We start from the raw sequence: 25,102 nt of genomic DNA on the forward strand, positions 1-25,102 counted from the left end.
GAACCACCGGTGGGACCCGGGGTTCGGCTTCCCCTGGACGAAGGACAAAGGAGTCGCGGGTGTCCAGCTCCGACATCTTCATCGGCGAGACCATCGGTACCGCCATACTCATCCTGCTCGGCGGCGGCGTCTGCGCGGCCGTCACGCTCAAGGCCTCCAAGGCCCGTAACGCCGGTTGGCTCGCCATCACCTTCGGGTGGGGTTTTGCCGTTCTCACGGCCGTCTACACCTCCGCGCCGCTCTCCGGCGCCCACCTGAACCCGGCCGTGACCCTCGCCCTCGCGCTGAAGAAGAAGGGCATCGGCTGGGACCAGGTCCCGGTCTACTGGAGCGGGCAGATGCTCGGCGCCATGATCGGCGCCGCCCTGGTCTGGGTCGCCTACTACGGCCAGTTCCGCGCCCACCTCACCGACCGGGAGATCGTCGGCGAGCCGGCGGAGGCCGCCAGGACCAAGTCCGTCGAGGCCCGGGAGACCGCCGCCGGCCCCGTGCTCGGCATCTTCTCCACCGGCCCCGAGATCCGTAACGCGGTACAGAACACCGCCACCGAGGTCATCGGCACCATCGTGCTCGTCCTGGCGGTCCTCACGCAGGGCCTGAACGGCGAGGGCAAGGGACTCGGCACCCTCGGCGCCCTGATCACCGCACTCGTCGTGGTCTCCATCGGCCTGTCCCTCGGTGGCCCGACCGGTTACGCGATCAACCCGGCCCGTGACCTCGGTCCGCGTATCGTCCACGCCCTTCTGCCCCTGCCCAACAAGGGCGGCTCCGACTGGAGCTACGCCTGGGTCCCGGTGGTCGGTCCCCTGATCGGCGCAGCCATCGCTGCAGGCATCTACAACGTCGCCTTCGCTTAAGAGCACCGAGCCGCCGATCCCGGAAACCCCGTGATCCCGCGAAACGCTCAGCACGCGCCGTACGTACATCCCTTTGACCAGTGAACTTTCAGGAGCACACCGTGACCGACGCCCACACCGCCGGCCCTTTCATCGCCGCCATCGACCAGGGCACCACCTCCAGCCGCTGCATCGTCTTCGACCGCGACGGACGTATCGTCTCCGTCGACCAGAAGGAGCACGAGCAGATCTTCCCGAAGCCGGGCTGGGTCGAGCACAACGCCACCGAGATCTGGACGAACGTCCAGGAGGTCGTCGCCGGGGCCATCGAGAAGGCCGGCATCACCCGCGACGACATCAAGGCCATCGGCATCACCAACCAGCGCGAGACCACGCTGCTCTGGGACAAGAACACCGGTGAGCCCGTCCACAACGCCATCGTCTGGCAGGACACCCGTACCGACGCCCTCTGCCGCGAGCTCGGCCGCAACGTCGGCCAGGACCGCTTCCGCCGCGAGACCGGCCTGCCGCTGGCCTCGTACTTCGCCGGCCCGAAGGCCCGCTGGCTGCTCGACAACGTCGAGGGCCTGCGCGAGCGCGCCGAAGCCGGCGACATCCTCTTCGGCACCATGGACAGCTGGGTCATCTGGAACCTGACGGGCGGTGTCGACGGCGGCCACCACGTCACCGACGTCACCAACGCCTCCCGCACCATGCTGATGAACCTGCACACGCTGGAGTGGGACGAGAAGATCGCCGAGTCCATCGGCGTTCCGCTGTCGATGCTCCCGGAGATCCGCTCCTCCGCCGAGGTGTACGGCGAGGTCACCGGCGGCAGGCTCGGCGACCTGCTCGGCGGCATCCCGGTCGCCTCCGCGCTCGGCGACCAGCAGGCGGCCCTGTTCGGCCAGACGTGTTTCGCCGAGGGCGAGGCCAAGTCCACGTACGGCACCGGCACGTTCATGCTGCTGAACACCGGCGAGAAGATCATCAACTCCTACAGCGGCCTGCTGACCACGGTCGGCTACCGGATCGGCGACCAGAAGCCGGTCTACGCGCTGGAGGGCTCGATCGCCGTCACCGGTTCGCTGGTGCAGTGGATGCGCGACCAGATGGGGCTCATCTCCACCGCCGCCGAGATCGAGACGCTCGCGCTCTCGGTCGAGGACAACGGCGGCGCGTACTTCGTGCCGGCCTTCTCCGGTCTGTTCGCCCCGTACTGGCGCTCCGACGCCCGCGGTGTGATCGCCGGTCTCACCCGGTACGTCACCAAGGCGCACCTCGCGCGCGCCGTCCTGGAGGCCACCGCCTGGCAGACCCGTGAGATCACGGACGCCATGACCAAGGACTCGGGCGTCGAGCTCGCGGCCCTCAAGGTCGACGGCGGCATGACCTCCAACAACCTGCTGATGCAGACCCTCTCGGACTTCCTCGACGCCCCCGTGGTGCGCCCGATGGTCGCCGAGACCACCTGCCTCGGTGCCGCCTACGCCGCCGGTCTCGCCGTCGGCTTCTGGACCAACACCGACGACCTGCGCGCCAACTGGCGGCGGGCCGCCGAGTGGACCCCCCGCATGGACGCGGAGACCCGTGACCGTGAGTACAAGAGCTGGCTCAAGGCCGTCGAGCGGACCATGGGCTGGCTCGAGGACGAGAGCTGAGACGGAGCCCGCGAAGGCTCCGGCACCGGCTCTGATGAGGAGTAAGAACCACACATGACCAGTCAGACCACCCTGCAGACCCTGCCTGCCCTGGGGACGCGCCCGGCGTCCGGCTCGAACCCGAGCCGTGCCGAGACCCGGGAGCAGCTCGCCAAGGCGTCGTACGACCTCCTCGTGATCGGCGGCGGCATCCTGGGCATCTCCACCGCCTGGCACGCCGCGCAGTCCGGGCTCAGGGTGGCCCTGGTCGACGCCGGCGACTTCGCCGGCGCCACCTCCTCCGCCTCCTCCAAGCTGCTCCACGGCGGTCTGCGCTACCTGCAGACCGGCGCGGTGAAGCTGGTGGCGGAGAACCACTTCGAGCGCCGTGCGGTCTCCCGCCAGGTGGCCCCCCACCTGGCGAATCCGCTCACGTTCTACCTCCCCGTGTACAAGGGCGGGCCGCACGGCGCGGCGAAGCTCGGGGCGGGCGTCTTCGCCTACTCCGCGCTGTCGGCGTTCGGTGACGGCGTGGGCCACCTGCTCTCCCCCGCCAAGGCGGCGCAGGACGTCCCCGAGCTGCGCACCGACAACCTCAAGGCCGTGGCCGTGTACGGCGACGACCAGATGAACGACTCCCGGATGGCGCTGATGACGGTCCGCGCGGCCGTCGAGTCCGGCGCGGTGGTGCTGAACCACGCCGAGGTCACCGGGCTGCGCTTCACCAGGGGCCGGGTGACCGGTGCCGAGCTGCGCGACCGGCTCTCCGGCGACGAGTTCGGGGTGAGCGCCCGGCTGGTGCTGAACGCGACCGGGCCGTGGGTGGACCACCTGCGCAAGCTGGAGGACCCGAACGCGGCCCCGTCCATCCGGCTGTCCAAGGGCGCGCACCTGGTGCTGAAGCGGACGGCTCCGTGGAAGGCCGCGCTCGCCACCCCCATAGACAAGTACCGCATCACCTTCGCCCTCCCCTGGGAGGACATGCTGCTGCTGGGCACCACCGACGAGGTGTACGAGGGCGACCCGGCGGACGTCGCGGTCAACGACAAGGACATAGCCCAGATCCTGGACGAGGCCGCGTTCTCCATCCGGGACCAGCAGCTCGACCGTGACCTGATCACGTACGCCTTCGCCGGTCTGCGCGTGCTGCCCGGCGGGCCCGGCGACACCGCCAAGGCCAAGCGGGAGACGGTCGTCACCGAGGGCCGGGGCGGCATGCTGTCCGTCGCGGGCGGCAAGTGGACGACCTTCCGGCACATCGGCCGCACGATCATGAAGAAGCTGGAGGCGCTGCCGGGCCACCCGCTGGGCGAGGACTTCGAGCCGGTCTCCACGCTGCCGAAGAAGCTGCCGCTGCCGGGTGTCGCCAACCCGCGCGCTGTCGCCCACCGGCTGCTGGTGGACCGCCCCGCGCCCGGCCCCCGCATGGGCGCCGACACCGCGCGCCACCTGGCCACGCACTACGGGTCGCTCGCCTTCGACATCGCCCGCCTCGCCAACGAGAACCCCGAGCTGGGCGAGCGCGTCCACCCCGACGCCCCCGAGATCTGGGCGCAGGTCGTCTACGCCCGCGACACCGAGTGGGCCGAGACGGTGGACGACGTGCTCCGCCGCCGGACGACGCTGACGATACGGGGACTGGCGACGGACAAAGTCCAGGCGAAGGTGCAGGACCTGCTCGACAAGAAGTAACCGGGTTTCGGTGCCGGCCCCTCCCCCTGACCGGGGCCGGCACCGAACGGAAAGGGGCGGCTCCACACCGACTCGGCGGTGGAGCCGCCCCTTCTGCATACCGTCGGATCGTCTTCCCGCGCCGCGCCCTCTCTGGGATGATCAACGGTCATGAACGGGGCGAAAGAACTACACCAGTTGTTCGAGAGATGGGCGCGGGAGACTCCGCACCGGCCCGCGGTGGTCACCCGAGGAGCGCGGCTCACCTACGGGACGCTGGAGGTCCGGGCCAACCGGCTGGCCCGCCATCTGCTGCACCGGGGGCTCGGTCCGGGTGACACCGTGGCCGTGTGCCTCTCCCGGCTGCCGGATCTGCTGGTCGCCGTGGTCGGCGTGCTCAAGGCGGGCGGGGCCTTCGCCGTGGTGGACCCGCGGCAGCCGACCGGGGAGATCGGGCGGTGGCTGGAGCTGGCGGAGGCGAACACCGTACTGACGTACGAACAGTTCAGGCCGGGCGTCGACGACGGCACCGGCCGTCGCGTCGTCTGTCTGGACGCCGACGCCGACCTCGTCGACGCGCACTCCCCCGAGCCTCCTTCCGCGCCCTGCGGGCCGACGGCCGCGGTGCTGTTCACCGCCGGCACGACGGGGCGGGCGCGGCCCGTCGACGCGGCACACCGGCGGCTGCGCGCCGCGTACGAGTCCTGGGCCGAGGTGTTCGGCCTGCGGCCCTCCGACGTCCATCTGGTGACCGCGCCGACCGACACCGCCGCCTTCACCTACGGCTGGATACGGGCGCTGTGCTCCGGTGGCACGCTGGTGCTGCCGGAGAGCGAGATCGGGCCGACGCTGTGGGGTCAGTCGTTCGCCGAGGGCGTCACGGTGCTCGACACCGACCCGCTCACGGCCCGGCTGCTGCTCGACAGGTCCGCGCCGCCCGCGGGGCTGCGTCTGGTGGCGGTCGGCGGGGAGCGGCTCTTCCTCGACGAGCAGGTGCGGCTCCAGGGGCGGATGGCACCGGGGGCCCGGCTGCTCCAGGTGTACGGGACCGTGGAGGTCGTGGGCTGCGGCACCTGGTTCGAGACGGACCAATGGTCCGGCCCAGTGGCGGAAGCCGGCCAGGTGAGTCTGCTCGGCCGCCCGTTTCCCGGCTGCCGGGCCGAGGTCCGCAAGGGCCAGATCTGGCTGACGCCCCCCGGCGACCCCGCCGACGCCGACGCCCTGCCCACCGGTGACGCCGGCACCATGGGAGAGGACGGTCTGCTGCGGTTCGCCGGTCGGCTGGCGCACCGGGTCACCGTACGCGGCCGTACGGTCGATCCGCACCGGGCCGAGGCCGCGCTGGCCACCCACCCCGAGATCCGGGAGACCGCGATCACCGTCGTGGACGACGACCGGCTGGTCGCCTACGTCGTGCCCGGGACCCCCACCGCCGCCCCGGGCGCCGAGACGGTGCGTACCCATCTGGCTGGTGTGGTGCCGGACCCGGAGATCCCGGTGTCGGTGGTGAACATGGGTGCCCTGCCCCGTAATCGGGCCGGGAAGGTCGACCGCCGTCTGCTGCCACTGCCCGCGCAGCGCGGGGCGTACGGCGGGAAGGGCGGTAAGGGAGGCGGAGCACCGGGGCACCCGGAGGCGGCCCTCAGGGTGACGGGGTGCGCGATGCTGGTCGTGGTCCTGCCGCTGGCCGCGCTGCTCACCGATGTGTTCTGGCCGGGCTCCACCGACCTCACCCACGTTCCCGCGCCGTGGTCGTGGCTCTTCCGCGGTCTGTACCTCGCCGAGCTGCTGGCCTTCTGCGCGGGCCTGGCCTTCCTGTTCGCCGGGCGCCCGCTGATGCGCGACCAGGGCCGCTCGGCCGACCTGACGACGGCGGCGCATCTGGGCATCGTCTGGCTGCTGGTGTCCTGGTGGCCGCAGGACAACCTCTACCGGCTCGCCGCGAAGGACGACTGGGAGCGGCAGGCGGCGCTGGTGTACGCCTTCAACGTGCCGTTGATGATCGCGGCGGCGGTCGTGGCGGTGTTCGTGACGCGGCGCCCCGAACCCGCGGCCACGGAGTGACCCCCGGTCCCGCGCCCGGGGCGTGATCAGCCGGTACGGGTCCTAGCTAGGAAAGGAACATCCGCCCGGTGTCCTGGGCGGCGGTACGCACCAACGCCTCGGCGGCGTCGAGGCGTTCACGGGTGTGCGCGGCCAGGACGACGCCGAGCCGGGGGGCCGGTTCGAAGGCGGCGGTAGGGATCGAGGGCACCAGGACGGCGTCGATGCCGCCGCACCGCCTCGCCGTCTCCCTCAGGAAGGCGGACAGTTCGGGGCCGGGCAGCCGGGCGCCGAGCGGGACGTGGTCGACGGTGCGGACGAGGTGGTCGCCCCCTCGGATCTCGTCGAGCCGCGCCTTGACCATGAAGGCGACGGACGGGCCCGTCATCCGGAGGTTGATCTCGGTGGGTGCCGGACGGCCGTCGGAGCCGGTCACGAAGTCGACGTCGAACCACCCCCGGTACCCACTCGCGGCGATCCGCTCCCCCACGGCCCTACCGAAGCGCGCCACGGTCCCGGTGAGCGGTGGCGGCACGACACCGGGGCCGACGGTGGCGCCCCGGTAGGCGGTGCCCTCGACGTCCATGACGGCGACACCCACCTCGTGCACCCGGCCTTCCGCGTCCACCAGTCCGTCGAAGGTCAGGTCCCGGGGCTCGGTCGCCCCGGAGACGAACTCCTCCAGAAGCAGGGGCCCGCGCGGCAGCGAAGACGCCCTGAACCCGTGGTTCCGTATCACCCAGGTACCGGATCCTCCGGCGCCGTGCTCGGTCTTCACGACGGTGGCACGCCCCGCGCGGCTCCGCGTCCTGAGCAGTCGCGCCGCCGCGCGCCGGGTCGCCGCCCGCCACTGTTCGGGCACTCTGATCCCCGGGTGGGCCGGTGCGAGCCGGGTGAACAGCTCGTGCGAGGCCCGCTTGGACTCGTACCGCAGAGCGTCGGGGCCCAGTGGCTCGCCGGTGAGTTCCGCGAAGGCGGGGGTGCGGCCCCACGGCACAAGGGGCAGGCCGAGGGACTTCAGCCGCTCGGCGAGCGCGGGGCGCGACAGGACGGCCCGGCTGAGATCGCCCGCCCGCTCGCGCGACAGGCCGTCGTACACCTCCACGGGGCCCCAGCCCAGGACGCCGCCGACCAGGTCGATCCAGTCGGGCGGGACCTCCCGGGGCAGGATCAGCGCGGCCGGGTGGGGCGAGATGAAGGCGGCCAGACAGGAGTAGTGCGCGGCCTCGGTGGAGGCGGGGCCGAACTGGGACTGGAACTCGGCGACGTTGCCGAGGTGGATCGCGCGACGGCCCTCCGTCCAGGCGTACGTCCAGCCGTCGCCCGGGGTCGCGAAGAGCACGTCCAGGAGGGGCAGTTCACGCCCCTCGACCGAGCCGGAGGGGGTGTCTCCGCAAGGTCGGGCACCCATCCGGCGGTAGAACGGCTCCGCGTGCGGGTCCGACTCGATGGTGATCCGCGTGAATCCGAGCGCGCGGGCGGTTCCCATCACGTGGGAGTACAGCGCGCGGCCCACCCCGCGCCCGATGGCGTGGGGCTCGACGAAGCAGAGACCCAGACGTCCGTGGGGTGCCGTGCCCTCCAGGGAGGCGGCACCGAGCATCCCGAGCGCCTCGTCCTCGGCGACGACGATCCGGCGGTCGTCGATCTCGTCCGCCCGGATGGTGAGTTCCTCCCGGCATGCCGCCAGGAACTCCGCGTCGTAGCCCCAGTGCGCCTTCGAGCGCACGACCAGCTCGGTCAGCGCCGTCGCCTCGTCGGCCCGCGCGGGTCTGATCCGCACCTCCACCCCGTGCCTCCTGACGCCGGATCGGATGATCAGACTAGGACGTGGGCGCGGCGGCTTCGGGAGGCGGCGCCTTCCGACGCCCTCGGGCGAGCGGGGCCACAACCGCCCGTACCGCGTCCATTTTCGTCAACTCCTCACGGCGGACACCGAGTTCGCGCACGGCGCGGGCGGGCCCGGTGCGATCCCGCTGTTCCGGGAGCCGGCGGACGCGCGGGTCCGCACGTTCCCGCGGTTCGGCACGGCGGGCGCGATGAAGCCGGGGATCGGCGACGGTGACGGCGACCTCGTCATCGCCGAGGCCGCCGTACGCGACGACGGTGTGACCCAGCGGTTGCTGCCGCCCGAGTCCCCCGCGGTCTCCGTCCCCGAGGCGGTCCTCGCGCTCCAGCGCGCCGCCCGCGAGGTGGGAGCGCCGCATCATCGGGGCATCGTAGGGACGAGGGCGGCCTTCCGGCCCGGACTCATTGCGCTCGACGCGTACGACCGGGCCGGGCTCGCGGCCATCGAGAGGGAACTTGGGCTGCGGGATCGCCCCGGTGCCCCGGCTGCTGAGCGCGGGCGTCACGGTGGGGCTGGGCACGGACGGAGCGGTCAGCTCCAACACGCTGGACGTGCTGGGTGCCGTACGGCAGGCCGCGCTGGTGCACAAGGCGGCCGGCGGTCCCACGGCGGTCGGCGCCGAACAGGCGGTACGCATGGCGACGATCGAGGGCGCCCGCGCGCTGGGGCTCGGCGACCACCGGGGCTCCCTGGAGCCGGGCAAGCGGGCCGACCTGATCGTGCTCGACCTGGGCGGACCGCATCTGCGACCGCGCCACGACCCGTGGTCCACCCTCGCCTACGCCGCACACGCGGCGGCCGTACGCGACACGGTCGTCGAGGGGAAGGTGCTGATGCGGGACCGCGTCCTGGCCACCCTCGACGAGGCCGCGGCCCTGGCCGACCTGGAGGCTTTGGCCTGATAGTGCCGAGAGAGCCGCCATAATGGCCTGAGACATCGGATGTCTGAACGACAGGGAGGGTCCGCCATGGCAGTCACCGACGAGGCGATCGAAAAAATCAAGGGCATGATCGTCTCCGGCGCGCTGCGCCCCGGCGACCGGCTTCCGAAGGAGAGCGAGCTCGCCGCCGATCTCGGGCTGTCCCGCAACTCCCTGCGCGAGGCCGTGCGCGCCCTGTCCTTGATCCGCATCCTGGACGTACGGCAGGGCGACGGCACCTATGTGACCAGCCTGGATCCCCAACTCCTGCTCGAGGCGCTGAGTTTCGTCGTCGACTTCCACCGCGACGACACGGTCCTGGAGTTCCTCGCCGTGCGCCGCATACTGGAGCCGGCGGCGACGGCGATGGCCGCCCTGAAGATCAGCGAGCAGCAACTGGACGCGCTGAGCTCCCAGCTGGACAAGCTCGGCACCGACCCGTCGGTGGAGGAGCTGGTCGCCTGCGACCTGGAGTTCCACAGGGGCATCGTGCAGAGTTCCGGGAACTCCGTGCTCTGTTCGCTCCTTGACGGTCTGTCGGGCCCGACGACGCGGGCCCGCATCTGGCGCGGACTGACCCAGGAGGACGCCGTCAGCCAGACCCTGCACGAACATCGAGCCATCCTGGCGGCCCTCCGCGACCGCGACGCCGACGCCGCGCGTTCCTGGGCGACGGTGCACATCGCGAGCGTGGAGCAGTGGCTGCGGTCGTCGCTGTGAGAAGTCGATCACTTGAGCCCCGAGGGCCGACGCGTGTTTGAGCCGTCCGAACGGGGCATTGATCCGTTCACTCCCCCGTGCAAGGGGGCTGCGGAGGGCTCCTCGGCACGCCGTAAGGTTGGGGCGTACGCGAGGGCACGTCGGAAGGAGGCGCTGGGTGATCGAGCTGGAGGGGGTTCCCGAGCTGATCGACCCAGTGATGGTGGCCGCGTTCGAAGGCTGGAACGACGCCGGCGACGCCGCCTCCACCGCGGTCGCGCATCTGGACCGGGAATGGAAGGGCGAGGTGTTCGCGGCACTGGACGCCGAGGACTACTACGACTTCCAGGTGAACCGTCCCACGGTGTGGCTGGACGGTGGCGTACGGAAGATCACCTGGCCGACGACACGGCTGTCGGTGGTCAGGGTCGGCGGCGACAAGCCCCGTGATCTCGTCCTCGTCCGGGGCATCGAACCGTCGATGCGCTGGCGCTCGTTCTGCAACGAACTGCTGGGCTTCGCCCACGAACTGGGCGTGGAGCTGGTGGTCGTCCTGGGCGCGCTGCTCGGCGACACCCCGCACACACGTCCGGTCCCGGTCAGCGGTGTCACGTCCGACCCGGACCTCGCGCAGCGGATGGATCTGGAGGAGACCAAGTACGAGGGCCCCACGGGCATCGTCGGCATCCTCCAGGAGGCGTGCACGCACGCGGGCGTCCCGGCGGTCTCGCTCTGGGCCGCGGTGCCGCACTACGTGTCGCAGCCGCCGAACCCGAAGGCGACGCTGGCCCTCCTGAACCGGCTGGAGGACCTCATCGACGTGCGCATCCCGCTGGGCGAGCTACCCGAGGACGCGCGCGCCTGGCAGGTGGGCGTGGACCAGCTGGCGGCGGAGGACAGCGAGGTCGCCGAGTACGTGCAGACGCTGGAGGAGGCCCGGGACACGGCGGAGCTGCCGGAGGCGTCGGGCGAGGCGATCGCTCGCGAGTTCGAGCGGTACCTCCGGCGCCGCGACGGTGGTGGCGGCCCCGCCGGACCGGCAGGGGGGCACGCCACGGCCGACGGGGGTGACACGGGGCCCGGCGCGTGGAATCCGAAGGACAACCCCGGTGGCCGTCCGCGTCCGCCGAAGCCGACTCGGCCGGAGGCCACGGACGAGACCGTGGACGGGCCCGTGGACGAGGACGAGGATTCGTCGGACGACTGAGACGCCGGATTTCGACGGGTGACACCGCGCGGGATCCGCGGGATCCGCGGGCTCGTCGTGGCTGGTCACGCGGTCCCCCCGCGCCCCTGGGAAGCAGCAGGGACGCGGGGGGACCGATGTCTACACGACACCCCTCTTCACCGCGACCACCGCGTACGTCGTGTCCGGGGTCGGGGTCGTCGTGAAGCGGGCGTTGGGCAGGTAGAGGCGGTTCTTGTGGGCCGCGACCGTGGTCGGGACGTCGAAGTCGGAGACCGTGAGGCGGCCCTCGAAGACGCCGCTGCGGCCGTCGTCGGCGAGCTTGAACACGTCGATCGCGTTCTGGCGGTTCTGGACGGCATAGAGCCGCCGGCCGAGGAGCAGCAGGCCGTCGCCGTTGCTGAGGGGCGCCGCGTCACCGAGGTCGACGAGCTCGGTGCCCCCGGTCCTCGGGTTCACCCGGTGGAGGCCGCCGACTCCGGACTGGACGACCAGGAGGGCCTTGCCGTCAGGAGTGCCGGTGATGCCGTTGGCGTTGACGGCCCCGCCGGGGACCTGGGTCCAGTCGCCGCTCAGGGTGACCGTCACGACCTCGTTCGCCTTCGGCAGCCGGCCGTCGTGGCCGAGCGGCAGGGCGTACAGGGCGGGCTGGAACGAGTCGGTGAACCAGGCGGCACGCGGGGTGAGGAAGACGTCGTTCGCGAAGGTCGGCGTCTTCGTGGTGAGCGTGTACGACGCGATGATCTCGCCGGTACGGACGTCCACCACCCGGGCGCCCTGACCCCGCCCGGCGACGAACAGCCGCCCCCGGTCGTCGAGTTTGAGCCCGACGGAGGGCGTACCGGGGCCCGCGGAGATGATGCCGCCCTCGCCGGTGCGCAGGTCGGCGCGGTAGATCGAGCCGTCGCCGAGGGAGCCCAGGTAGGCGTAGGGGCCGCCGCCGATGGTGATGCCCTCGGGGCGGAAGCCGTTGGGCAGGGGGATGACGTCGGGCCAGGTGTCCCCGGAGGCGGAGGCTTTCGCGGAGGCGGTCGCGGCCGAGGCCCCGAAGAGCAGCGCGCCTGCGGTGGCGGCCGAGGTCGTGAGCAGTCTGCGCCGACTGAGGTGACGAGCGGAGGAGGAATGCGGGGGTTGCGGGGGAGCCACTGTGCGTCCCTTCCACGAAGGAACCGGCAGCCGGCCGGTCCGGCTTCAACTGATGTCTGTCACCCCATCACATGCCGACCGGCCCTGCAGCCCTTCGACGATCGACCGACAGCGCCTTGACAGCGGCGGGAGCGCTTCTGGGCGGATTGTGGCGTGACCTCCGGTGTGGCCGACGGCCGCGTCGGCATCGGCCATCCGCTCCAGGGGCGGCCGCGCGCCGGACCTCCCCCGCCGGCGGCGGGCCTGCGCGGGGTACGGATCGTGGAGCCGACCGCGGGTTCCGAGTCCTCGTGAAGGGACGAAGGGCGCTTCCTCCGGCCGGAGGAAGCGCCCCACCGTTCTCGTCCCGTATCTCGTCCCTTACGGCCCGCGTTACCCGTGTGACGTCTCCGACGCCTGCGCAGAGTCGTTACTGCAGTTGTTTCACAGGGCCACGCCGAGGAGCGCGTCCACGGCACGCGAGGCGACGCCGGGCGCGCCCTCGTCCGTGCCGCCCCGCTCCTCCTGGAGCGCGGCCCAGCGGTCGACCGCGGCGAGCGCGGTCGGCGCGTCCAGGTCGTTCGCCAGGGCCTCGCGGATCTCCTCGACGAGGGCCTCGGCGGGCGGTCCGTCGGGCCGGGAGACGGCGGCGCGCCACCGGCCGAGCCGTGCGACGGCGTCCTGGAGGACCTGGTCGGTCCACTCCCAGTCGGCGCGGTAGTGGTGGGCGAGGAGCGCGAGCCGTATCGCGGCCGGGTCGACCCCGTCGCGGCGCAGCTTGGAGACGAAGACCAGGTTGCCCTTCGACTTCGACATCTTCTCGCCGTGCAGCGCGACCATCCCGGCGTGGACGTACGCCTTGGCCATGGGGAACTCACCGGTCAGCGCCTGCGCGTGCGAGGCGCCCATCTCGTGGTGCGGGAAGGCGAGATCGGACCCGCCGCCCTGGACGTCGAAGCCCATGCCGAGATGGTCCAGGGCGATGGCGACGCACTCGATGTGCCAGCCGGGCCGCCCGCGTCCGAGGGAGCCGCCGTCCCAGCTGGGCTCGCCCTCACGCGCGGCCATCCAGAGCATCGGGTCGAGGGGGTTCTTCTTGCCGGCCCGGTCCGGGTCGCCGCCGCGCTCGGCGGAGAGCAGCCGCATCGTGGCCGCGTCAAGGCGCGAGACCTTGCCGAAGTCGGGGTCGGACTCGACGGAGAAGTAGATGTCCCCTTCGAGTTCGTAGGCGGCGCCGGAGTCGAGGAGCCGCTCGACGAGCGGAACGATTCCGGGGATGGCCTCGACCGCGCCGATGTAGTGGCGCGGCGGGAGCATCCGCAGGGCGGTCATGTCCTCACGGAAGAGGGCGGTCTCCTTCTCGGCGAGGGCCACCCAGTCGATGGCGTCGCGCGCGGCCCGCTCCAGCAGGGGGTCGTCGACGTCCGTCACGTTCTGGACGTAGTGAACCTGCCGCTTGGTGTCGAGCCACACGCGCTGTACGAGGTCGAACGCGTTGTAGGTCGCCGCGTGACCCATGTGGGTCGCGTCGTAGGGGGTGATACCGCAGACGTAGATACGGGCGACGGGACCGGGGTCAAGGGTGATGAGCCCATCGGTCGCGGTGTCGTGGATCCGAAGGTCGCGGCCCTTGCCGGGCAGGGCGGGGACCTCAGAAGCGGGCCAGGCATGCATGCCACGAGCCTAACCCGATCGCTGCGCCGTTAAGCCGGGCGCCTGTCCACTCGGGGGTACGCCCCGTTTTGGGGTGCGTCTCAGACCGGCGGCCATGCGTCTCAGACCGGCGGCCAGGGGATCGCCGGCCAGTCGCCGCTCGGCTCAGGGTGGCGGCCGCTCTTCAACAGGGCGGCGACCCGCTCCCTCGTGGCGTCGAGCTCCGCCGGTGTGATCAACGAGGACAGCTTGGCGGCGAGCGCCCCGCCATCGCCCAGAGCGTCGCGCAGCCGCTCCAGCACGCCCACGGCCTCCTCCGTGAGCGGCTCCCCCGCCCACCCCCACAACAGCGTCCGCAGCTTGTTCTCGACGTTGAAGGTCACTCCGTGGTCGATGCCGTAGAGCCGCCCCTCGGCGGCGGGCAGCAGATGCCCGCCCTTGCGGTCGGCGTTGTTGACGATCGCGTCGAGGACGGCGAGCCGCCGCAGCCGCTGGTCGTCGGCGTGTACGAGGAGCGCGGTCCTCCCGTCCCCGACCTCCGCGAACCCGACGGCCTTCCAGCCGTCCCCGGCCTCCTCGCCGTCCATGAGGGCCAGCAGCTCGGACCCGGGCTCACCCTCGATCCACAGTTGGCACATGCCCTCCCCGTACGGCCCGTCCCGCAGCACGGTGGGCGGGACGAGCCCCCAGCCGGTCGCCTCGGACACCTCGTACGCGGCGATCTCCCGCTGCGCGAGCGTCCCGTCGGGGAAGTCCCACAGGGGCCGCTCCCCGGCGACGGGCTTGTAGACGCAGGCGGCTTCCCGTCCCTCGTGCGAGACCGTGCAGTACAGCACCGCGTTGGACGCCTCCCGCACCTGCCCGCGCACGGTCAGCTCACCCTCGGCCAGGAGTCTGACCGACGGCTCGATCGACGGGACGGGCGACGACTCGGCGGAGGGGGTCACGCCCCGCGCCGGTATCCGTTCTGGCGCGGACATACGTGTCCCTCCGGATCGAGCGGCAGACTGCACAGCGGGCACGGCGGCCGGCCCGCGTTGACCACGTCGAGGGCGCGCTTGGCGAAGGCCCGGGCCTGGGTGCCGGTGAGGCGGACGCGGAGCATCGGCGGGCCGTTCTCCTCGTCCTGGAGCATCCGCTCCTCCGCCTCGGCCAGGTCCTCCTCCGAGTCGGCGTCCAGCTCGACCAGGGCCTGGGCCTCGACGATCATCCGTTCTTCGTCGCCGTCCCAGGCCAACGCCATGGTGCCGACCCGGAACTCCTCCTCGACGGGGGCCTCCAGCGGCGCCGTGTCCGACACCTCGGTGGGTGCGACGGCCGGCACCGCGGCGCTTCCGCCGCTGCGCCGCACGACCTCGTCGAGCAGTTCGTCCATGCGCTCGGCGAGTGCGGCGACCTGGGTCTTCTCCAGGGCGACGCTGGTGACACGCTGCCCCGAGGAAGCCTGCAGGAAGAAGGTCCGGCGCCCGGGCAGCCCGACCGTACCGGCCACGAAGCGGTCCGGGGGGTCGTAGAGGAACACCTGACGGGACACGTCCTGTCTCCATTGGAATCGACGTCGGGACCGGTCGCGTCGGCTGCTGACTGGCTCAGCGCCGCCGCGAACGCTTCACCCTACTGCGGTTGACGATCACGGTGCCCCCGCACCGCCCCCGACGGTCGCGTCACCGCTCGGGGGCTCCTCGCGCGGCGCCAGGGACGAGAAGTCCCCGGTGTCACCGAGGCGGACGAGAAACGGCCTGAGTCGTGTGTAACGGATCGCGGTGATGGAACACGGTTCCACAGAGATCCGCTGGAAGAGGTCCAGATGAAGTCCGAGTGCGTCCGCGACGAGCGACTTGATGATGTCGCCGTGCGAGCACATCAGATACACGGCGTCGGCGCCGTGCTCGCGCTCCACGCGCGCGTTCCACTCCCGTACCGCCTCGGCGGCCCGGTGCTGCATGGCCCGCATCGACTCGCCGCCGGGAAACTGCGCCGCCGTCGGATACGTCTGTACGACCTCCATCAGCGGCTCGTCCTTCAGCTCGGCGAGCTTGCGGCCGGACCAGTCGCCGTAGTGGCACTCGCCGATGCGGTCGTCGGTGTGCGGGCTCAGTCCGGGCCGGGCGTCGAGGAGCGGACGGATCGTTTCCTGGCAGCGCTGGAGCGGGCTGGTGACGACCTCGGCGATCGGCAGTCCGGCGAGACGGCCGGGCAGCGCCGCGGCCTGCGCGACGCCCCGCTCGTCGAGCGCGACCCCGGGCGTCCACCCGGCGAGCACTCCCTCGGTGTTGGCGGTGGAACGTCCGTGCCGGACAAGGATCAACGTAGGCATGCGCCCCAGCCTAGACGCCCGCCCCACGGCCTCCCTCGGCCCTGTGGACAAGGCCTCTGCGAAAGGAACTCCTGTGATCGTCGACTGCGCCGTCTACCACGACGGGCACCGCACCGAGGGCCCCGACGACCTGTCCGACGCCCTGGCCGCGGCCCGCGCCTGTGACGGCTTCGTGTGGATCGGCCTGCACGAGCCGTCGGAGAAGGAGTTCGCCCTGGTCACCGAGGAGTTCGCGCTTCATCCGCTGGCCGTGGAGGACGCGCTGAAGGCCCACCAGCGGCCCAAGCTGGAGGTCTACGACGACTCGCTGTTCATGGTCCTCAAGCCGGTCGTGTACGAGCCGTCCAGTGACACGGTGACCAGCGGCGAGGTGATGGTCTTCCTCGGCCACGCCTTCGTCGTGACCGTCCGCCACGGCGAGGGCTCGCCCCTGGGTGTCGTACGCCGTCGCCTGGAGCAGGAGCCCGAACTGCTCGGCAAGGGGCCCACGTCCGTGCTGTACGCGATCACGGACGCCACCGTCGACCACTACCTGGACGTGGCGACCGAGCTCCAGACCGACCTGGAGGAGTTGGAGGCGGAGGTCTTCTCCCCCGACCTCGGCGGCTCACGGAACACGGCCTCCCGGGTCTACACCTTCAAACGCCAGGTCCTGGAGTTCCGCCGGGCCACCGGGCCCCTCGCCGCGCCGCTCGTCCGGCTCGCGGGCACGGGCAACCTCACCACCGCGGTGCCCTTCGTCGACGAGACGGCCCAGCCCTTCTTCCGCGACGTCCACGACCACCTCACCCGCGTCAACGAGTCCGTCGAAAGCCTGGACCGGCTGGTCTCCGACATCCTCTCCGCCCACCTGGCGCAGATGAGCGTCCGCCAGAACGACGACATGCGGAAGATCTCCGCCTGGGCCGCCATGGCCGCGATCCCCACCATGGCCGCCGGCGTCTACGGCATGAACTTCGAGCACATGCCCGAACTGCGCTGGGTGTGGTCGTACCCGGCGCTGATGGCGCTGATGGTCGTGACGGAGGTGCTGGTGTACCGGCTCTTCAAGCGCCGGGGCTGGCTGTAGCCCGCCGCGTGCCGCGATGCCGTACGCGCGCGTGGACGAACAGACGAACATGGTCGCCCACGCGCGCGTATGTCGACGCCCACGCGCGCGTATCGGGTGGGGAAGGTGCCTCAGGCGAACTCGGGGGCCGTCGTCGCGGGCCCGCCCAGCGCGTCTCGGCGCTCCGGCATCTCCAGCGTGACCATGCGACGCCAGCCGAGGGCACGCTCGTACGCGTACACGGCGCGGATGCCCGCGGCGAGGACGGCCGCCTTGGCCTTCGGCCAGCCCAGGATGCGCCCCATCCGGTCCATCACGGCGAGGCTGACGTCCCGGTGGACGGCGATCTCCGCGAGGGCGCACTCGCGCAGGGTCCGCTGGATGAGGCGGCCGTGTCCGGCGGCCGCGTAGCGCAGTAGTTCCTCGTGGGTGTAGGCGAGGTGGTTGTCCTCGTCGTCGGAGATCATCCGGACGGCCTTGCCGATCTCGGGGTGGCCCACGAAGTGCTTGCGGAGCATCGCCATCTGGTCGGCGGCACGCTGTTCGGTGACCCTGCTGTGGGACAGGTAGACGATGATGTCCGGCACCGTGAGGGCCTGGTCGGCCTTGAGCCTGTCGTGCGCGAGACCGATGCCGCCGCGCTCCAGGAGCATGGTGTAGTCGGTCTCGGGCGGGACCTCCACGGGTTCGAGGCCGCGCTTCTTCATGAGGGCGTTGAAGATCCGCCCGTGCTTGTCCTCGTCGGCACCGTGGCGGCTGATCTTGGGTGCGAGTGCGCGCTCGCTCCGCGGGACGAGCGCGGCGATGCGCGCGTTCTCCCAGCCGCCCTGCGTCTCGCCGCCGGCGGCGATGGAACAGAACAGTCGGAACGACTCGTCGTTGTCGACGATCTCCTGGAAAAGACTCTTGGCCGAAAGCATCTGAGGCACCTCTCTGCAGGGGTCCTGGCAGGGTCCTGCAGAAAACGAGTCAAATGGGGTACACGGAGCCGGGCAACAGCTGTGTCGGACAAATCCGCCGAACGAAGGATGCCGGGGCGGCGCGGACGCGTAACCGAGCGGGCCGCGCCGCGTTGTCCCCGATGACGGCCGTGGCGGGGAAGACCCCCGAGCCCCCACCACGGCCGTAGTACTTTTCGAACCCGCTGTTCGATCCCGCCGTTCGGCGGATTCCCGCTCTCGCCGGCCGCTGCGCCGTTCGGGTTACGCGAGCCCGGCCAGCTCGATGGCCTCGGAGCCGGCCCGGAGCGAGGCGATCCGCTCGTCCAGGGTGAAGCCCGCCGGGGCGAGGGTGAGCGTGGTGACCCCGGCCTCGGCGTAGGCCTTCATCCGGTCGGCGATGCGCTCGACGGAACCGAGCAGCGTCGTCTGGTCGATCAGCTCGTGCGGGATGGCGGCCGCGGCACCGGCCTTGTCGCCGGCCAGGTACTTGTCCTGGATCTCGGCGGCCTCCTTCTCGTATCCCATGCGCTGGGCGAGCTGGTTGTAGAAGTTCTGCTTGCGGCTGCCCATGCCGCCGACGTACAGCGCGGTGTACGGGCGGAAGGTGTCGGCGAGCGTCGTCACGTCCTTGTCGTCGCCGACGGCGAGGGGCAGGGTCGGACAGACGTCGAACCCGTCGAGGGTCTTGCCGGCCTTCTCCCGCCCGGCCCGCAGGTACTTGACTGCCGTGTCCTCCAGGTGTGCGGCCGAGGGGAAGATCAGCAGGGCGCCGTCGGCGATCTCGCCGGTCTGCTCCAGGTTCTTCGGGCCGATCGCGGCGATGTACAGCGGGATGTGCTCACGGGTGGGGTGCACGGTCAGCTTCAGCGGCTTGCCGGGGCCGCCGGGCAGCGGCAGCGTCCAGTGCTCGCCGTCGTGCGACAGACGCTCGCGGGTCATCGCCTTGCGGACGATCTCCACGTATTCGCGGGTGCGGGCGAGCGGCTTGTCGAACTTGACCCCGTACCAGCCCTCGGAGACCTGCGGTCCGGAGACGCCGAGGCCGAGCCGGAAGCGGCCGCCGGAGAGCGAGTCCAGCGTCGCGGCGGTCATCGCGGTCATCGCCGGCTGACGGGCCGGGATCTGGAAGATGGCCGAGCCCACGTCGATACGGTCGGTCTTCGCGGCGACCCAGCTGAGCACGGTGGCGGCGTCCGAGCCGTACGCCTCCGCCGCCCAGCACACCGCGTATCCCAGCCGGTCGGCCTCCTGGGCCACGGCCAGGTTGTCCCCGTCCATTCCGGCGCCCCAGTAGCCGAGGTTGATCCCGAGCTTCATATAGACCCGCCTTCCCCTTACCGATCAGTAACGTCCCTTGTGCCGCCGACCCTACCGGGGGGACGGGGCCGTGGGGCGAGTGCGGGTGGGGTGTGGCCGGTCGCGCGGTTCCCCGCGCCCCTCAACGGCATGGGGCGCGCCCGGAGTCGACGAACGCGCCCCGGGGAAATCGGTTGTCCACAGGCCCCCACTCCACGAACTCCGGCCAGTAATGTCGGCGTGCATGGAGCAGAGGCATCTCGGCCGTACCGGCCTGCGTGTGTCCCGGATCGGGCTCGGCACCCTGACGTGGGGCCGCGACACGGACGAGCATGACGCCGCGGACATGTTGAAGCTGTTCTGGGAGGCGGGCGGCACCCTCGTCGACACGGCGGACGTGTACGGGGACGGCGAGGCGGAGTATCTGCTCGGGCAGTTGATGGACGGACTGGTGCCCCGCCGCGACCTGGTCATCTCCACGAAGGCCGGCAGTGTCCCGGACCCCGACCGCCGTTTCGACGGCTCCCGCGGCCATCTCCTCGCCGCCCTGGACGCCTCCCTCGCCCGCCTCGGCACGGACTACGTCGACGTCTGGCACATCCACGCCTACGACCCCGGAACCCCGCTGGACGAAACGCTCCAGGCCCTCGACCTGGCCGTCAGCAGCGGCCGCGCCCGTTACGCCGGCGTCTCCAACTTCTGCGGCTGGCAGCTCGCGAAGGCGGCCACCTGGCAGCTCGCGGCCCCGGGGATACGCACCCGCCTGGCCAGTACGCAGTTGGAGTACTCCCTGCTGCAACGCGGCGTCGAGCGCGAGGTGCTGCCCGCCGCGCTGGACCTGGGCGTCGGGCTGCTCCCCTCCTCGCCGCTGGGCCGCGGGGTGCTCACCGCCAAGTACCGCCACATCACGCCCCCGGACTCACGGGGCGGCTCGGAGCACATGGCGCCGTTCGTCGCGCCGTACCTCGACGAGACGGCGACCAGCATCGTGGAGGCGGTGCAGACCGCCGCGGACGGTCTCGCGGTGACCCCGCTCCAGGTGGCCCTCGCCTGGGTGCGCGACCGGCCCGGCGTGGCCGCGCCCATCGTCGGCGCGCGCAACGCGCTGCAGCTCACGGGGGCATTGTCAGTGGAGACCCTTAGTCTTCCTGACGAGATCTGCCGGGCTCTCGACGACGTGTCGGCGCCCGTGCACCGCTATCCCGATCACGACTGGAGCACGCTGTGAGCACGGAGCCCGCGACCACGGAGACGGACGAGCCGGGGGGACGGGGCGACGGGACGCCCGCCGACGGCACCGACGCGCCCGGCGGCGCGCCCGACGACCGGAGCGCCGCCCTCGCGGCGACGCCGGAGGGCGGGGCCACGGCCGAGGGCGAGGCCGCCGAGAGCGGCCCAGCGGGTGGCGCGGGTGCTGCGGGCGGCGACCAGGACGCGGGCGACGACACCCCGACGGCGGCGGACGGTGAGGCGGCGGGGGCCGCCGAGGGCGCCGGCGGCGAAGCCGCTTCCGATGTGTCCGAGGCGCAGGCCGAGTTGGCGGCTCAGCGGCTGGAGCGGGAGCGGATCGAGCGGCGCAAGGCGGAGAAGAGGGCGCCGATCACGAGCGGGGCCAAGCTCAGCGGGACGGCCGCCGATCTGCTGGCCGCCGTACGGGCCGTGGAGGGCGGCGAGAAGCCCACGGCCACTGCCTTCGGCGGGTCGGAGCCCGCTCCGCGCAGGCCCGCGCCGGAGCCGGTGCGGCGACCGCAGCCCGCGGCGCCGGCGGCCACCGCGGTCGCCCCCTCGGGCGAGACGGTGGACGCGGTGCGCGCGGTGCTGGCCGAGGGCGGCGCGCCCGAGGCACTGGTGCCGCAGGTCGCCGAGGCGCTGGGCGAGGGCGCGGGCGCCCGACTGCGCGAGGATCCCTGGCAGTTGCTGCGGGTTCCGGGCGTACGGCCGGAGCAGGCCGACGGGTTCGCGCGGGCGCTGCTCGGCGCGGAGTGCGGCCCGGACGACGAGCGGCGGGGCCGGGCGGTCACCGTGTGGCTGCTGGAGCAGGCGGCCGTCGCCGGGCACACGGCGCTGGAGGCCCCGGCCCTGGCCGCCGCGCTCGCCCAGCGCTCCGTGCCCGACCCCGACGAGGCCGTCCGCAGCACGGTCGCCGAGGGCGAGGCCCTGGTCTTCCAGGACGCGCTCGACGACGCGCCGACCGCGACACGCTCCGCGTCTCCGCCCGCCACGGCGTCCGGCGGCCCCGACACCGAGGACGCCGAAGCGGAGGAAGAGCGCCCGGTCCGCGTCCTCATCGGTCTGGAGCGTTACGCCCTCGCCGAGGAGAGCCTCGCCGACGGACTCGCCCGTGTCATGAACTCCCTTCCCAAGGAGGACCCGACGGACTGGGTCTCGGCGGCCGCGTCGGCACCGCGCCCCGCCGCCGAGCTGATCCGCGCCGTCGCCGGACACGGGCTCGTGCTGCACACCGGCGGCGAGGCGGCCCGCGCGGAACCGGCTGCGCTGGTCACGGCCGCCCGGGCGCTCGGAGTGCGGGCGTACGCGGCGACGCACAGCGCGGACGGGGTCCGACGGTTCACGTCCCAACTGGGCTCCGCCGAGGGAGGCGACACCGTCGTGACGACCCTCGCGGGTCTGCTGTCCGGCGCCGAGGGGCCCGGCCGTGACGCGGACGGCGCGCTCGACCTCGACCTTCTCGTGGTGCTGGACGCGCCCCAGTTGGACGTCGAGACCGCGGCCCTGCTCGCCGAGTCGCTGCCCGACGGGGCCCGGCTGGTGCTCAGCGGCGACCCGGGGGTGCTGTGGTCCGCCGGGCCGGGCCGGGTCTTCACGGATCTGCTCGCCGCCCGCGCCTGCCCGCAGGTCGCCTCGCGGACGCCCGACCCCGGGCCCGTCGGGGAACTGGTCTCCGGGATCGGGATCGGCGAGCTGAACCAGGTCGAGGCGCCCGGCAAGGAGGTCGTGATCGTGCCGGTGCGGGACGCGGGCGAGGCGGTGCACCGGACCGCTCAGCTCGTGGTGGACTCGGTGCCGAGGGCGTTCGGGATTCCCGCCGAGCAGGTGCAGGTGATCACCCCCGGGCATGGTGGCGCGGCCGGTACGCGTGCGCTCAACACCGCGCTCAAGGAGCGGCTGAACCCCGGTCCGGGCCGTTTCGGCGGGTTCGACCCGGGAGACCGTGTGGCCTACTCCCCCGCGCCGGGCCGTACGACACCCGGGCGCGTGGTGCAGGCCGACGCCGAGGGCCTGCACCTGGAGTGTGCGGGCGCGGCCGTCGTCGTACCGAAGGAACGGGTGGAGCAGACCGTGCGGCACGGGTGGGCGCTGACCGCACACCAGGCCGTGGGGCATCGGTGGCCGGCCGCGGTGGTGGTACTGCCGGGAGACGCCGCGCAGGCGCTGACCCGGCCCTGGGTCTACACGGCCTTCGGACGCGCCGAGCGGCACCTGTCCGTGGTGCACGGTGTGGAGCAGGCCCTGCCCCGGGCGGTCGCAGAGGTTCCCGCGAAGCCTCGCACCACACGGCTGCCGGTGTTGTTGACGGCTCAGGTGCCGGCGGCCGAGTGATCATGCCGCGGGGTGGGGCTGGGCGGGGGTGGGTCACGCGGCCCCGGCGCTGACGGGATGCCGCCTGCGCCCACCGGTGCCGCCCCAGCGGCACGACGGCCCGCACCACGGGCCATGCATGCGCGCGCCCCTGGAGCGGCCCGCAGGGCCGTCTTTCAGGGGCGCGGGGAACCGCGCGAGCAACCACGAACAACCCGCGGCCGCCCGCCGACGGACGCCCCGAGCTACTGGGCGCCCCGTAACCGCTACCGGTCAGCGTCCAGCGGTTCGAGTTCCCCGTCCTCGTCCAGCTCCGCTTCGAGCGCGAGGTCGTCGTCCAGGTCGTCGTCATCCGGCTCGTCGTCGAAGACCGCGCTGACGTCGAAGCGGCAGACGACCCTCTGCGGATCGACCCCTTCGAAGGGTGCCTCCAGCCACTCGCCGGGCTCGGCGGTGTCGTCCGCGGCGGTCACCCAGAGCGTGGAGTCGCCCTCCTCCAGGCCGAACTCCTTGTGCCGGGAGGCGATCTCGTCCGGTTCGAACTCACCGAAGAGCAGGCCCAGGGCCCCGTGCACCGTGCTCGCCACCCCGTCGGCGACGGCCGGCTCCTCGGCCGCCTCCACCCGCTGCGCCTGTGCCAGCAGCCGCTGCGGCTCGGCCACCGTGTAGTCCCGGCGGATCAGCACACTGAGCGCGCTGGGTTCCTCGGGGCCGGTGTACGGAGGCAGTTCCTCGGTGCCGGGGATCTCGAAGGGGGTGACCTCGTCATAGCGGTCGTAGAGCAGTTCGTCGTACTCCTCGGCGGCCGCGGCCAGCTCGTTGAACGCCTCGTAGACAGCCGGGTCGTCCTCCCCCGACCGGCGTTCGACCGCGGCCAGGTGGCGGTCGAGCGCGGTCTTGACCGCCTCGGCGGCGGCGCGTACCTCGGCAGCGGTGGGCTGCGCAGCATCAGACATAGTGCAGACGCTATCCGTACCGGGCCCCAGCCCGCACAATAGATACCGATGCCGGAATACGAATTTGTCGACGTGTACGTACCGCGCGGGGTCTCCCGCAAGGACGCCACACGCCTGCTGACGGACCATGCCGAGTACGGACACTGGGAGTTGGACCGACTGAGCCTGCTGCGTGACGGCAGCCGCAGGGTGCGGTTGCGCCGACGGATCATCCGCCAGGTGCGCGCCACGTGGTGAGTGGGCGGAGTGAAACGGAGCGGGCCCCGCTGGTGCGGGGCCCGCTCCGTTTCGGGTGTGCCGGTCCGGCTACAGAGCGGCGGCCCGTGCCTTGCGGTAGATCAGGGCGCCCCCGATCAGTGCGCCCGCGCCCACCGGAAGCGTGAGCCCGAGCGGCAGGTCACCGCCGGTCTGGGCGAGCTGCGCGACGCCACCGGGCTGGGTGACGGTCTGCGTGCCCGGGGTGTTGGTGTCACCGCCGGGGGCCTCACCGCCCGGTGTGCCCGGCTCGCCCGGCTCGCCCGGCTCGCCCGGTACCTGCGGGGACGCCTCCTCGGAGTCGCCCGGCGGGTTCTGGTGGCCGCCACCCGGATTCTCGTGCGCCGCTCCGCCGCCCGAGTTCCCGCAGTCGTTGCCCGTGACCCCGTTGCCGATACCGATCACACTGATGTTGTTGCCGCACAGGTTGACCGGCACATCGACCGGAACCTGCACGTGGTTGCCGGAGGCCACGCCCGGCGAGCCGCTGGTGCGACCGTCCGCGTGGGAGCCACCGTCCGAGGAACCGTGGCCGTTGTGTCCTCCGCCCCCGCCCCCGCCGTTGTAGCAGTCGTTGTCGGCGGCCGGATTGCCGACGCCGACGACGTTGACGCTGTTGCCGCACACGTTGACCGGCGCGTGCACGGGAGCCTGCACGTGGTTGCCGGAGGCCACGCCCGGTGAATCGGATGCGTGACCGCGGGCCTGGGAGCCACCGTGCGAGGAACCGTGGCCTTCGCCGTCATGGCCGACGCGGGCGTGCTTGCCGCCTCCGCCGTTGGAACACTTGTTGCCCGCCGCCGGGTTGAGCAGCCCGACGACGTTCACCGTGTTGCCGCAGACGTTGACCTCGGCCTCCACCGGCGCCTGCACGGTGTTGCCGGAGAGCACTCCGGGCGAGTTGCCGGCGGAGCCCTGCGCACCGGAGTCGGCGTGCGCTGCACCGCCCGCGGCGGCGAACATGCCGGACGCGGCCGCCACCGTGATGAGGCCTTTGCGGGTGACCTGTCGCATTGCTGAATTACCTGCCTTAGCCCTGTGTTCTGATCTTTCACACCTTGTCCCGAGACCGAGCGGCCCCGGAGTGCATGGCGCGCACTCCGGGGCCGACGGTTACTTCAGCCCCT

General features: G+C 72.1%; 21 protein-coding genes and 2 pseudogenes. 13 read left to right on the top strand and 10 right to left on the bottom strand.

The features are described from left to right. Nucleotides 1–59 precede the first annotated feature (59 nt). The 4 genes from OG202_RS10725 (at nt 60) to OG202_RS10740 (ending at nt 6,211) form a co-directional block, all read left to right on the top strand. Nucleotides 60–857, top strand: a complete 798-nt coding sequence (locus tag OG202_RS10725; RefSeq protein WP_326583952.1) for an MIP/aquaporin family protein — start codon at nt 60–62, stop codon at nt 855–857. Between the two features lie 101 nt (nt 858–958). Beyond that, nucleotides 959–2,497, top strand: coding sequence for a glycerol kinase GlpK (glpK, locus tag OG202_RS10730; protein ID WP_327730480.1), 1,539 nt, complete (start codon nt 959–961; stop codon nt 2,495–2,497). Between the two features lie 54 nt (nt 2,498–2,551). Next, entirely contained in the window at nt 2,552–4,168 is a 1,617-nt protein-coding gene (locus OG202_RS10735; protein WP_326583950.1) for a glycerol-3-phosphate dehydrogenase/oxidase, read from the top strand. A 150-nt stretch (nt 4,169–4,318) separates the two neighbouring features. Further along, nucleotides 4,319–6,211: an AMP-binding protein gene (locus OG202_RS10740; RefSeq protein ID WP_327730479.1), complete on the top strand. Its 1,893-nt coding sequence runs from the start codon at nt 4,319–4,321 to the stop codon at nt 6,209–6,211. 46 nt (nt 6,212–6,257) lie between these two features. Here OG202_RS10740 and OG202_RS10745 read toward each other — a convergent pair whose 3' ends face one another. Beyond that, on the bottom strand, nt 6,258–7,979 hold the full coding sequence (locus OG202_RS10745; protein WP_327730478.1) for a GNAT family N-acetyltransferase: 1,722 nt from the start codon (nt 7,977–7,979) through the stop codon (nt 6,258–6,260). A gap of 145 nt (nt 7,980–8,124) precedes the next feature. Here OG202_RS10745 and OG202_RS10750 point away from each other — a divergent pair. The 4 genes and pseudogenes from OG202_RS10750 to OG202_RS10765 all read left to right on the top strand — a co-directional run. Further along, nucleotides 8,125–8,496: pseudogene (locus tag OG202_RS10750) on the top strand (phosphorylase family protein); the annotation flags it as partial. Then, a pseudogene (locus tag OG202_RS10755) lies at nt 8,429–8,941 on the top strand (amidohydrolase family protein); the annotation flags it as partial. The pseudogenes OG202_RS10750 and OG202_RS10755, both read left to right, overlap by 68 nt. A 66-nt stretch (nt 8,942–9,007) precedes the next feature. After that, nucleotides 9,008–9,679: a FadR/GntR family transcriptional regulator gene (locus tag OG202_RS10760; protein ID WP_326583947.1), complete on the top strand. Its 672-nt coding sequence runs from the start codon at nt 9,008–9,010 to the stop codon at nt 9,677–9,679. 157 nt (nt 9,680–9,836) lie between these two features. Then, complete coding sequence (locus OG202_RS10765) at nt 9,837–10,865, top strand: PAC2 family protein (protein ID WP_327730477.1); 1,029 nt, start codon at nt 9,837–9,839, stop codon at nt 10,863–10,865. Nucleotides 10,866–10,985: 120 nt separating this feature from the next. On the opposite strand, the gene OG202_RS10770 is transcribed toward OG202_RS10765, so the two are convergent. Further along, nucleotides 10,986–11,990, bottom strand: coding sequence for an SMP-30/gluconolactonase/LRE family protein (locus tag OG202_RS10770; protein WP_327730476.1), 1,005 nt, complete (start codon nt 11,988–11,990; stop codon nt 10,986–10,988). A 153-nt stretch (nt 11,991–12,143) separates the two neighbouring features. Between OG202_RS10770 and OG202_RS10775 the strand changes: the two genes are divergently transcribed. Continuing rightward, nucleotides 12,144–12,284, top strand: coding sequence for a hypothetical protein (locus tag OG202_RS10775; RefSeq protein ID WP_327730475.1), 141 nt, complete (start codon nt 12,144–12,146; stop codon nt 12,282–12,284). A 129-nt stretch (nt 12,285–12,413) separates the two neighbouring features. On the opposite strand, the gene mshC is transcribed toward OG202_RS10775, so the two are convergent. From mshC to OG202_RS10795, 4 genes are all read right to left on the bottom strand, one after another. Further along, complete coding sequence (mshC, locus tag OG202_RS10780; protein ID WP_327730474.1) at nt 12,414–13,643, bottom strand: cysteine--1-D-myo-inosityl 2-amino-2-deoxy-alpha-D-glucopyranoside ligase; 1,230 nt, start codon at nt 13,641–13,643, stop codon at nt 12,414–12,416. A 101-nt stretch (nt 13,644–13,744) separates the two neighbouring features. Next, nucleotides 13,745–14,602: an SCO1664 family protein gene (locus tag OG202_RS10785; RefSeq protein ID WP_327730473.1), complete on the bottom strand. Its 858-nt coding sequence runs from the start codon at nt 14,600–14,602 to the stop codon at nt 13,745–13,747. Beyond that, on the bottom strand, nt 14,566–15,156 hold the full coding sequence (locus OG202_RS10790) for a DUF3090 domain-containing protein (protein WP_326583942.1): 591 nt from the start codon (nt 15,154–15,156) through the stop codon (nt 14,566–14,568). Before OG202_RS10790 ends, OG202_RS10785 begins: the two co-directional genes overlap by 37 nt. Before the next feature lie 96 nt (nt 15,157–15,252). Then, the gene (locus OG202_RS10795) at nt 15,253–15,939 is read right to left on the bottom strand and encodes a histidine phosphatase family protein (protein ID WP_327730472.1); all 687 of its coding nucleotides are present in this window, start codon (nt 15,937–15,939) and stop codon (nt 15,253–15,255) included. A 73-nt stretch (nt 15,940–16,012) separates the two neighbouring features. Between OG202_RS10795 and corA the strand changes: the two genes are divergently transcribed. Next, on the top strand, nt 16,013–17,008 hold the full coding sequence (gene corA / locus OG202_RS10800) for a magnesium/cobalt transporter CorA (protein ID WP_327730471.1): 996 nt from the start codon (nt 16,013–16,015) through the stop codon (nt 17,006–17,008). A 110-nt stretch (nt 17,009–17,118) separates the two neighbouring features. Here corA and OG202_RS10805 read toward each other — a convergent pair whose 3' ends face one another. Both OG202_RS10805 and OG202_RS10810 read right to left on the bottom strand, forming a co-directional pair. Next, complete coding sequence (locus tag OG202_RS10805; protein ID WP_328222632.1) at nt 17,119–17,907, bottom strand: ferritin-like domain-containing protein; 789 nt, start codon at nt 17,905–17,907, stop codon at nt 17,119–17,121. A 282-nt stretch (nt 17,908–18,189) separates the two neighbouring features. Next, the gene (locus tag OG202_RS10810; RefSeq protein ID WP_327730469.1) at nt 18,190–19,245 is read right to left on the bottom strand and encodes an LLM class F420-dependent oxidoreductase; all 1,056 of its coding nucleotides are present in this window, start codon (nt 19,243–19,245) and stop codon (nt 18,190–18,192) included. A gap of 223 nt (nt 19,246–19,468) precedes the next feature. Between OG202_RS10810 and OG202_RS10815 the strand changes: the two genes are divergently transcribed. Both OG202_RS10815 and OG202_RS10820 read left to right on the top strand, forming a co-directional pair. Beyond that, a complete protein-coding gene (locus tag OG202_RS10815) occupies nt 19,469–20,452 on the top strand; it encodes an aldo/keto reductase (RefSeq protein ID WP_326583937.1) in 984 nt (327 codons plus the stop codon). Further along, nucleotides 20,449–22,785, top strand: a complete 2,337-nt coding sequence (locus tag OG202_RS10820) for a helix-hairpin-helix domain-containing protein (RefSeq protein WP_328222633.1) — start codon at nt 20,449–20,451, stop codon at nt 22,783–22,785. The genes OG202_RS10815 and OG202_RS10820 overlap by 4 nt, the downstream gene beginning before the upstream one ends. A gap of 245 nt (nt 22,786–23,030) precedes the next feature. On the opposite strand, the gene OG202_RS10825 is transcribed toward OG202_RS10820, so the two are convergent. Beyond that, nucleotides 23,031–23,720, bottom strand: a complete 690-nt coding sequence (locus tag OG202_RS10825) for a hypothetical protein (RefSeq protein ID WP_326583935.1) — start codon at nt 23,718–23,720, stop codon at nt 23,031–23,033. A gap of 48 nt (nt 23,721–23,768) precedes the next feature. Here OG202_RS10825 and OG202_RS10830 point away from each other — a divergent pair, with 48 nt between their 5' ends. After that, a complete protein-coding gene (locus OG202_RS10830) occupies nt 23,769–23,957 on the top strand; it encodes a DUF5703 family protein (protein ID WP_005485166.1) in 189 nt (62 codons plus the stop codon). Nucleotides 23,958–24,026: 69 nt separating this feature from the next. Here OG202_RS10830 and OG202_RS10835 read toward each other — a convergent pair whose 3' ends face one another. After that, nucleotides 24,027–24,989 (bottom strand): chaplin, encoded by a 963-nt coding sequence (locus tag OG202_RS10835; RefSeq protein WP_328222634.1) that lies wholly within the window; start codon nt 24,987–24,989, stop codon nt 24,027–24,029. Between the last annotated feature and the right edge of the window lie 113 nt (nt 24,990–25,102).

Origin of the sequence: Streptomyces sp. NBC_00310, assembly GCF_036208085.1 — a bacterium.
Lineage (GTDB): Bacteria > Actinomycetota > Actinomycetes > Streptomycetales > Streptomycetaceae > Streptomyces.

What these genes read in the sequence shown, in the direction of transcription:
- OG202_RS10735 (WP_326583950.1), top strand. Translation starts at nt 2,552, where the DNA reads ATGACCAGTCAGACCACCCTGCAGACCCTGCCTGCCCTGGGGACGCGC.
- OG202_RS10740 (WP_327730479.1), top strand. Translation starts at nt 4,319, where the DNA reads ATGAACGGGGCGAAAGAACTACACCAGTTGTTCGAGAGATGGGCGCGG.
- OG202_RS10760 (WP_326583947.1), top strand. Translation starts at nt 9,008, where the DNA reads ATGGCAGTCACCGACGAGGCGATCGAAAAAATCAAGGGCATGATCGTC.
- mshC (WP_327730474.1), bottom strand. Translation starts at nt 13,643, where the DNA reads ATGCATGCCTGGCCCGCTTCTGAGGTCCCCGCCCTGCCCGGCAAGGGC.
- OG202_RS10785 (WP_327730473.1), bottom strand. Translation starts at nt 14,602, where the DNA reads ATGTCCGCGCCAGAACGGATACCGGCGCGGGGCGTGACCCCCTCCGCC.
- OG202_RS10795 (WP_327730472.1), bottom strand. Translation starts at nt 15,939, where the DNA reads ATGCCTACGTTGATCCTTGTCCGGCACGGACGTTCCACCGCCAACACC.
- OG202_RS10805 (WP_328222632.1), bottom strand. Translation starts at nt 17,907, where the DNA reads ATGCTTTCGGCCAAGAGTCTTTTCCAGGAGATCGTCGACAACGACGAG.
- OG202_RS10810 (WP_327730469.1), bottom strand. Translation starts at nt 19,245, where the DNA reads ATGAAGCTCGGGATCAACCTCGGCTACTGGGGCGCCGGAATGGACGGG.
- OG202_RS10815 (WP_326583937.1), top strand. Translation starts at nt 19,469, where the DNA reads ATGGAGCAGAGGCATCTCGGCCGTACCGGCCTGCGTGTGTCCCGGATC.
- OG202_RS10825 (WP_326583935.1), bottom strand. Translation starts at nt 23,720, where the DNA reads ATGTCTGATGCTGCGCAGCCCACCGCTGCCGAGGTACGCGCCGCCGCC.
- OG202_RS10830 (WP_005485166.1), top strand. Translation starts at nt 23,769, where the DNA reads ATGCCGGAATACGAATTTGTCGACGTGTACGTACCGCGCGGGGTCTCC.
- OG202_RS10835 (WP_328222634.1), bottom strand. Translation starts at nt 24,989, where the DNA reads ATGCGACAGGTCACCCGCAAAGGCCTCATCACGGTGGCGGCCGCGTCC.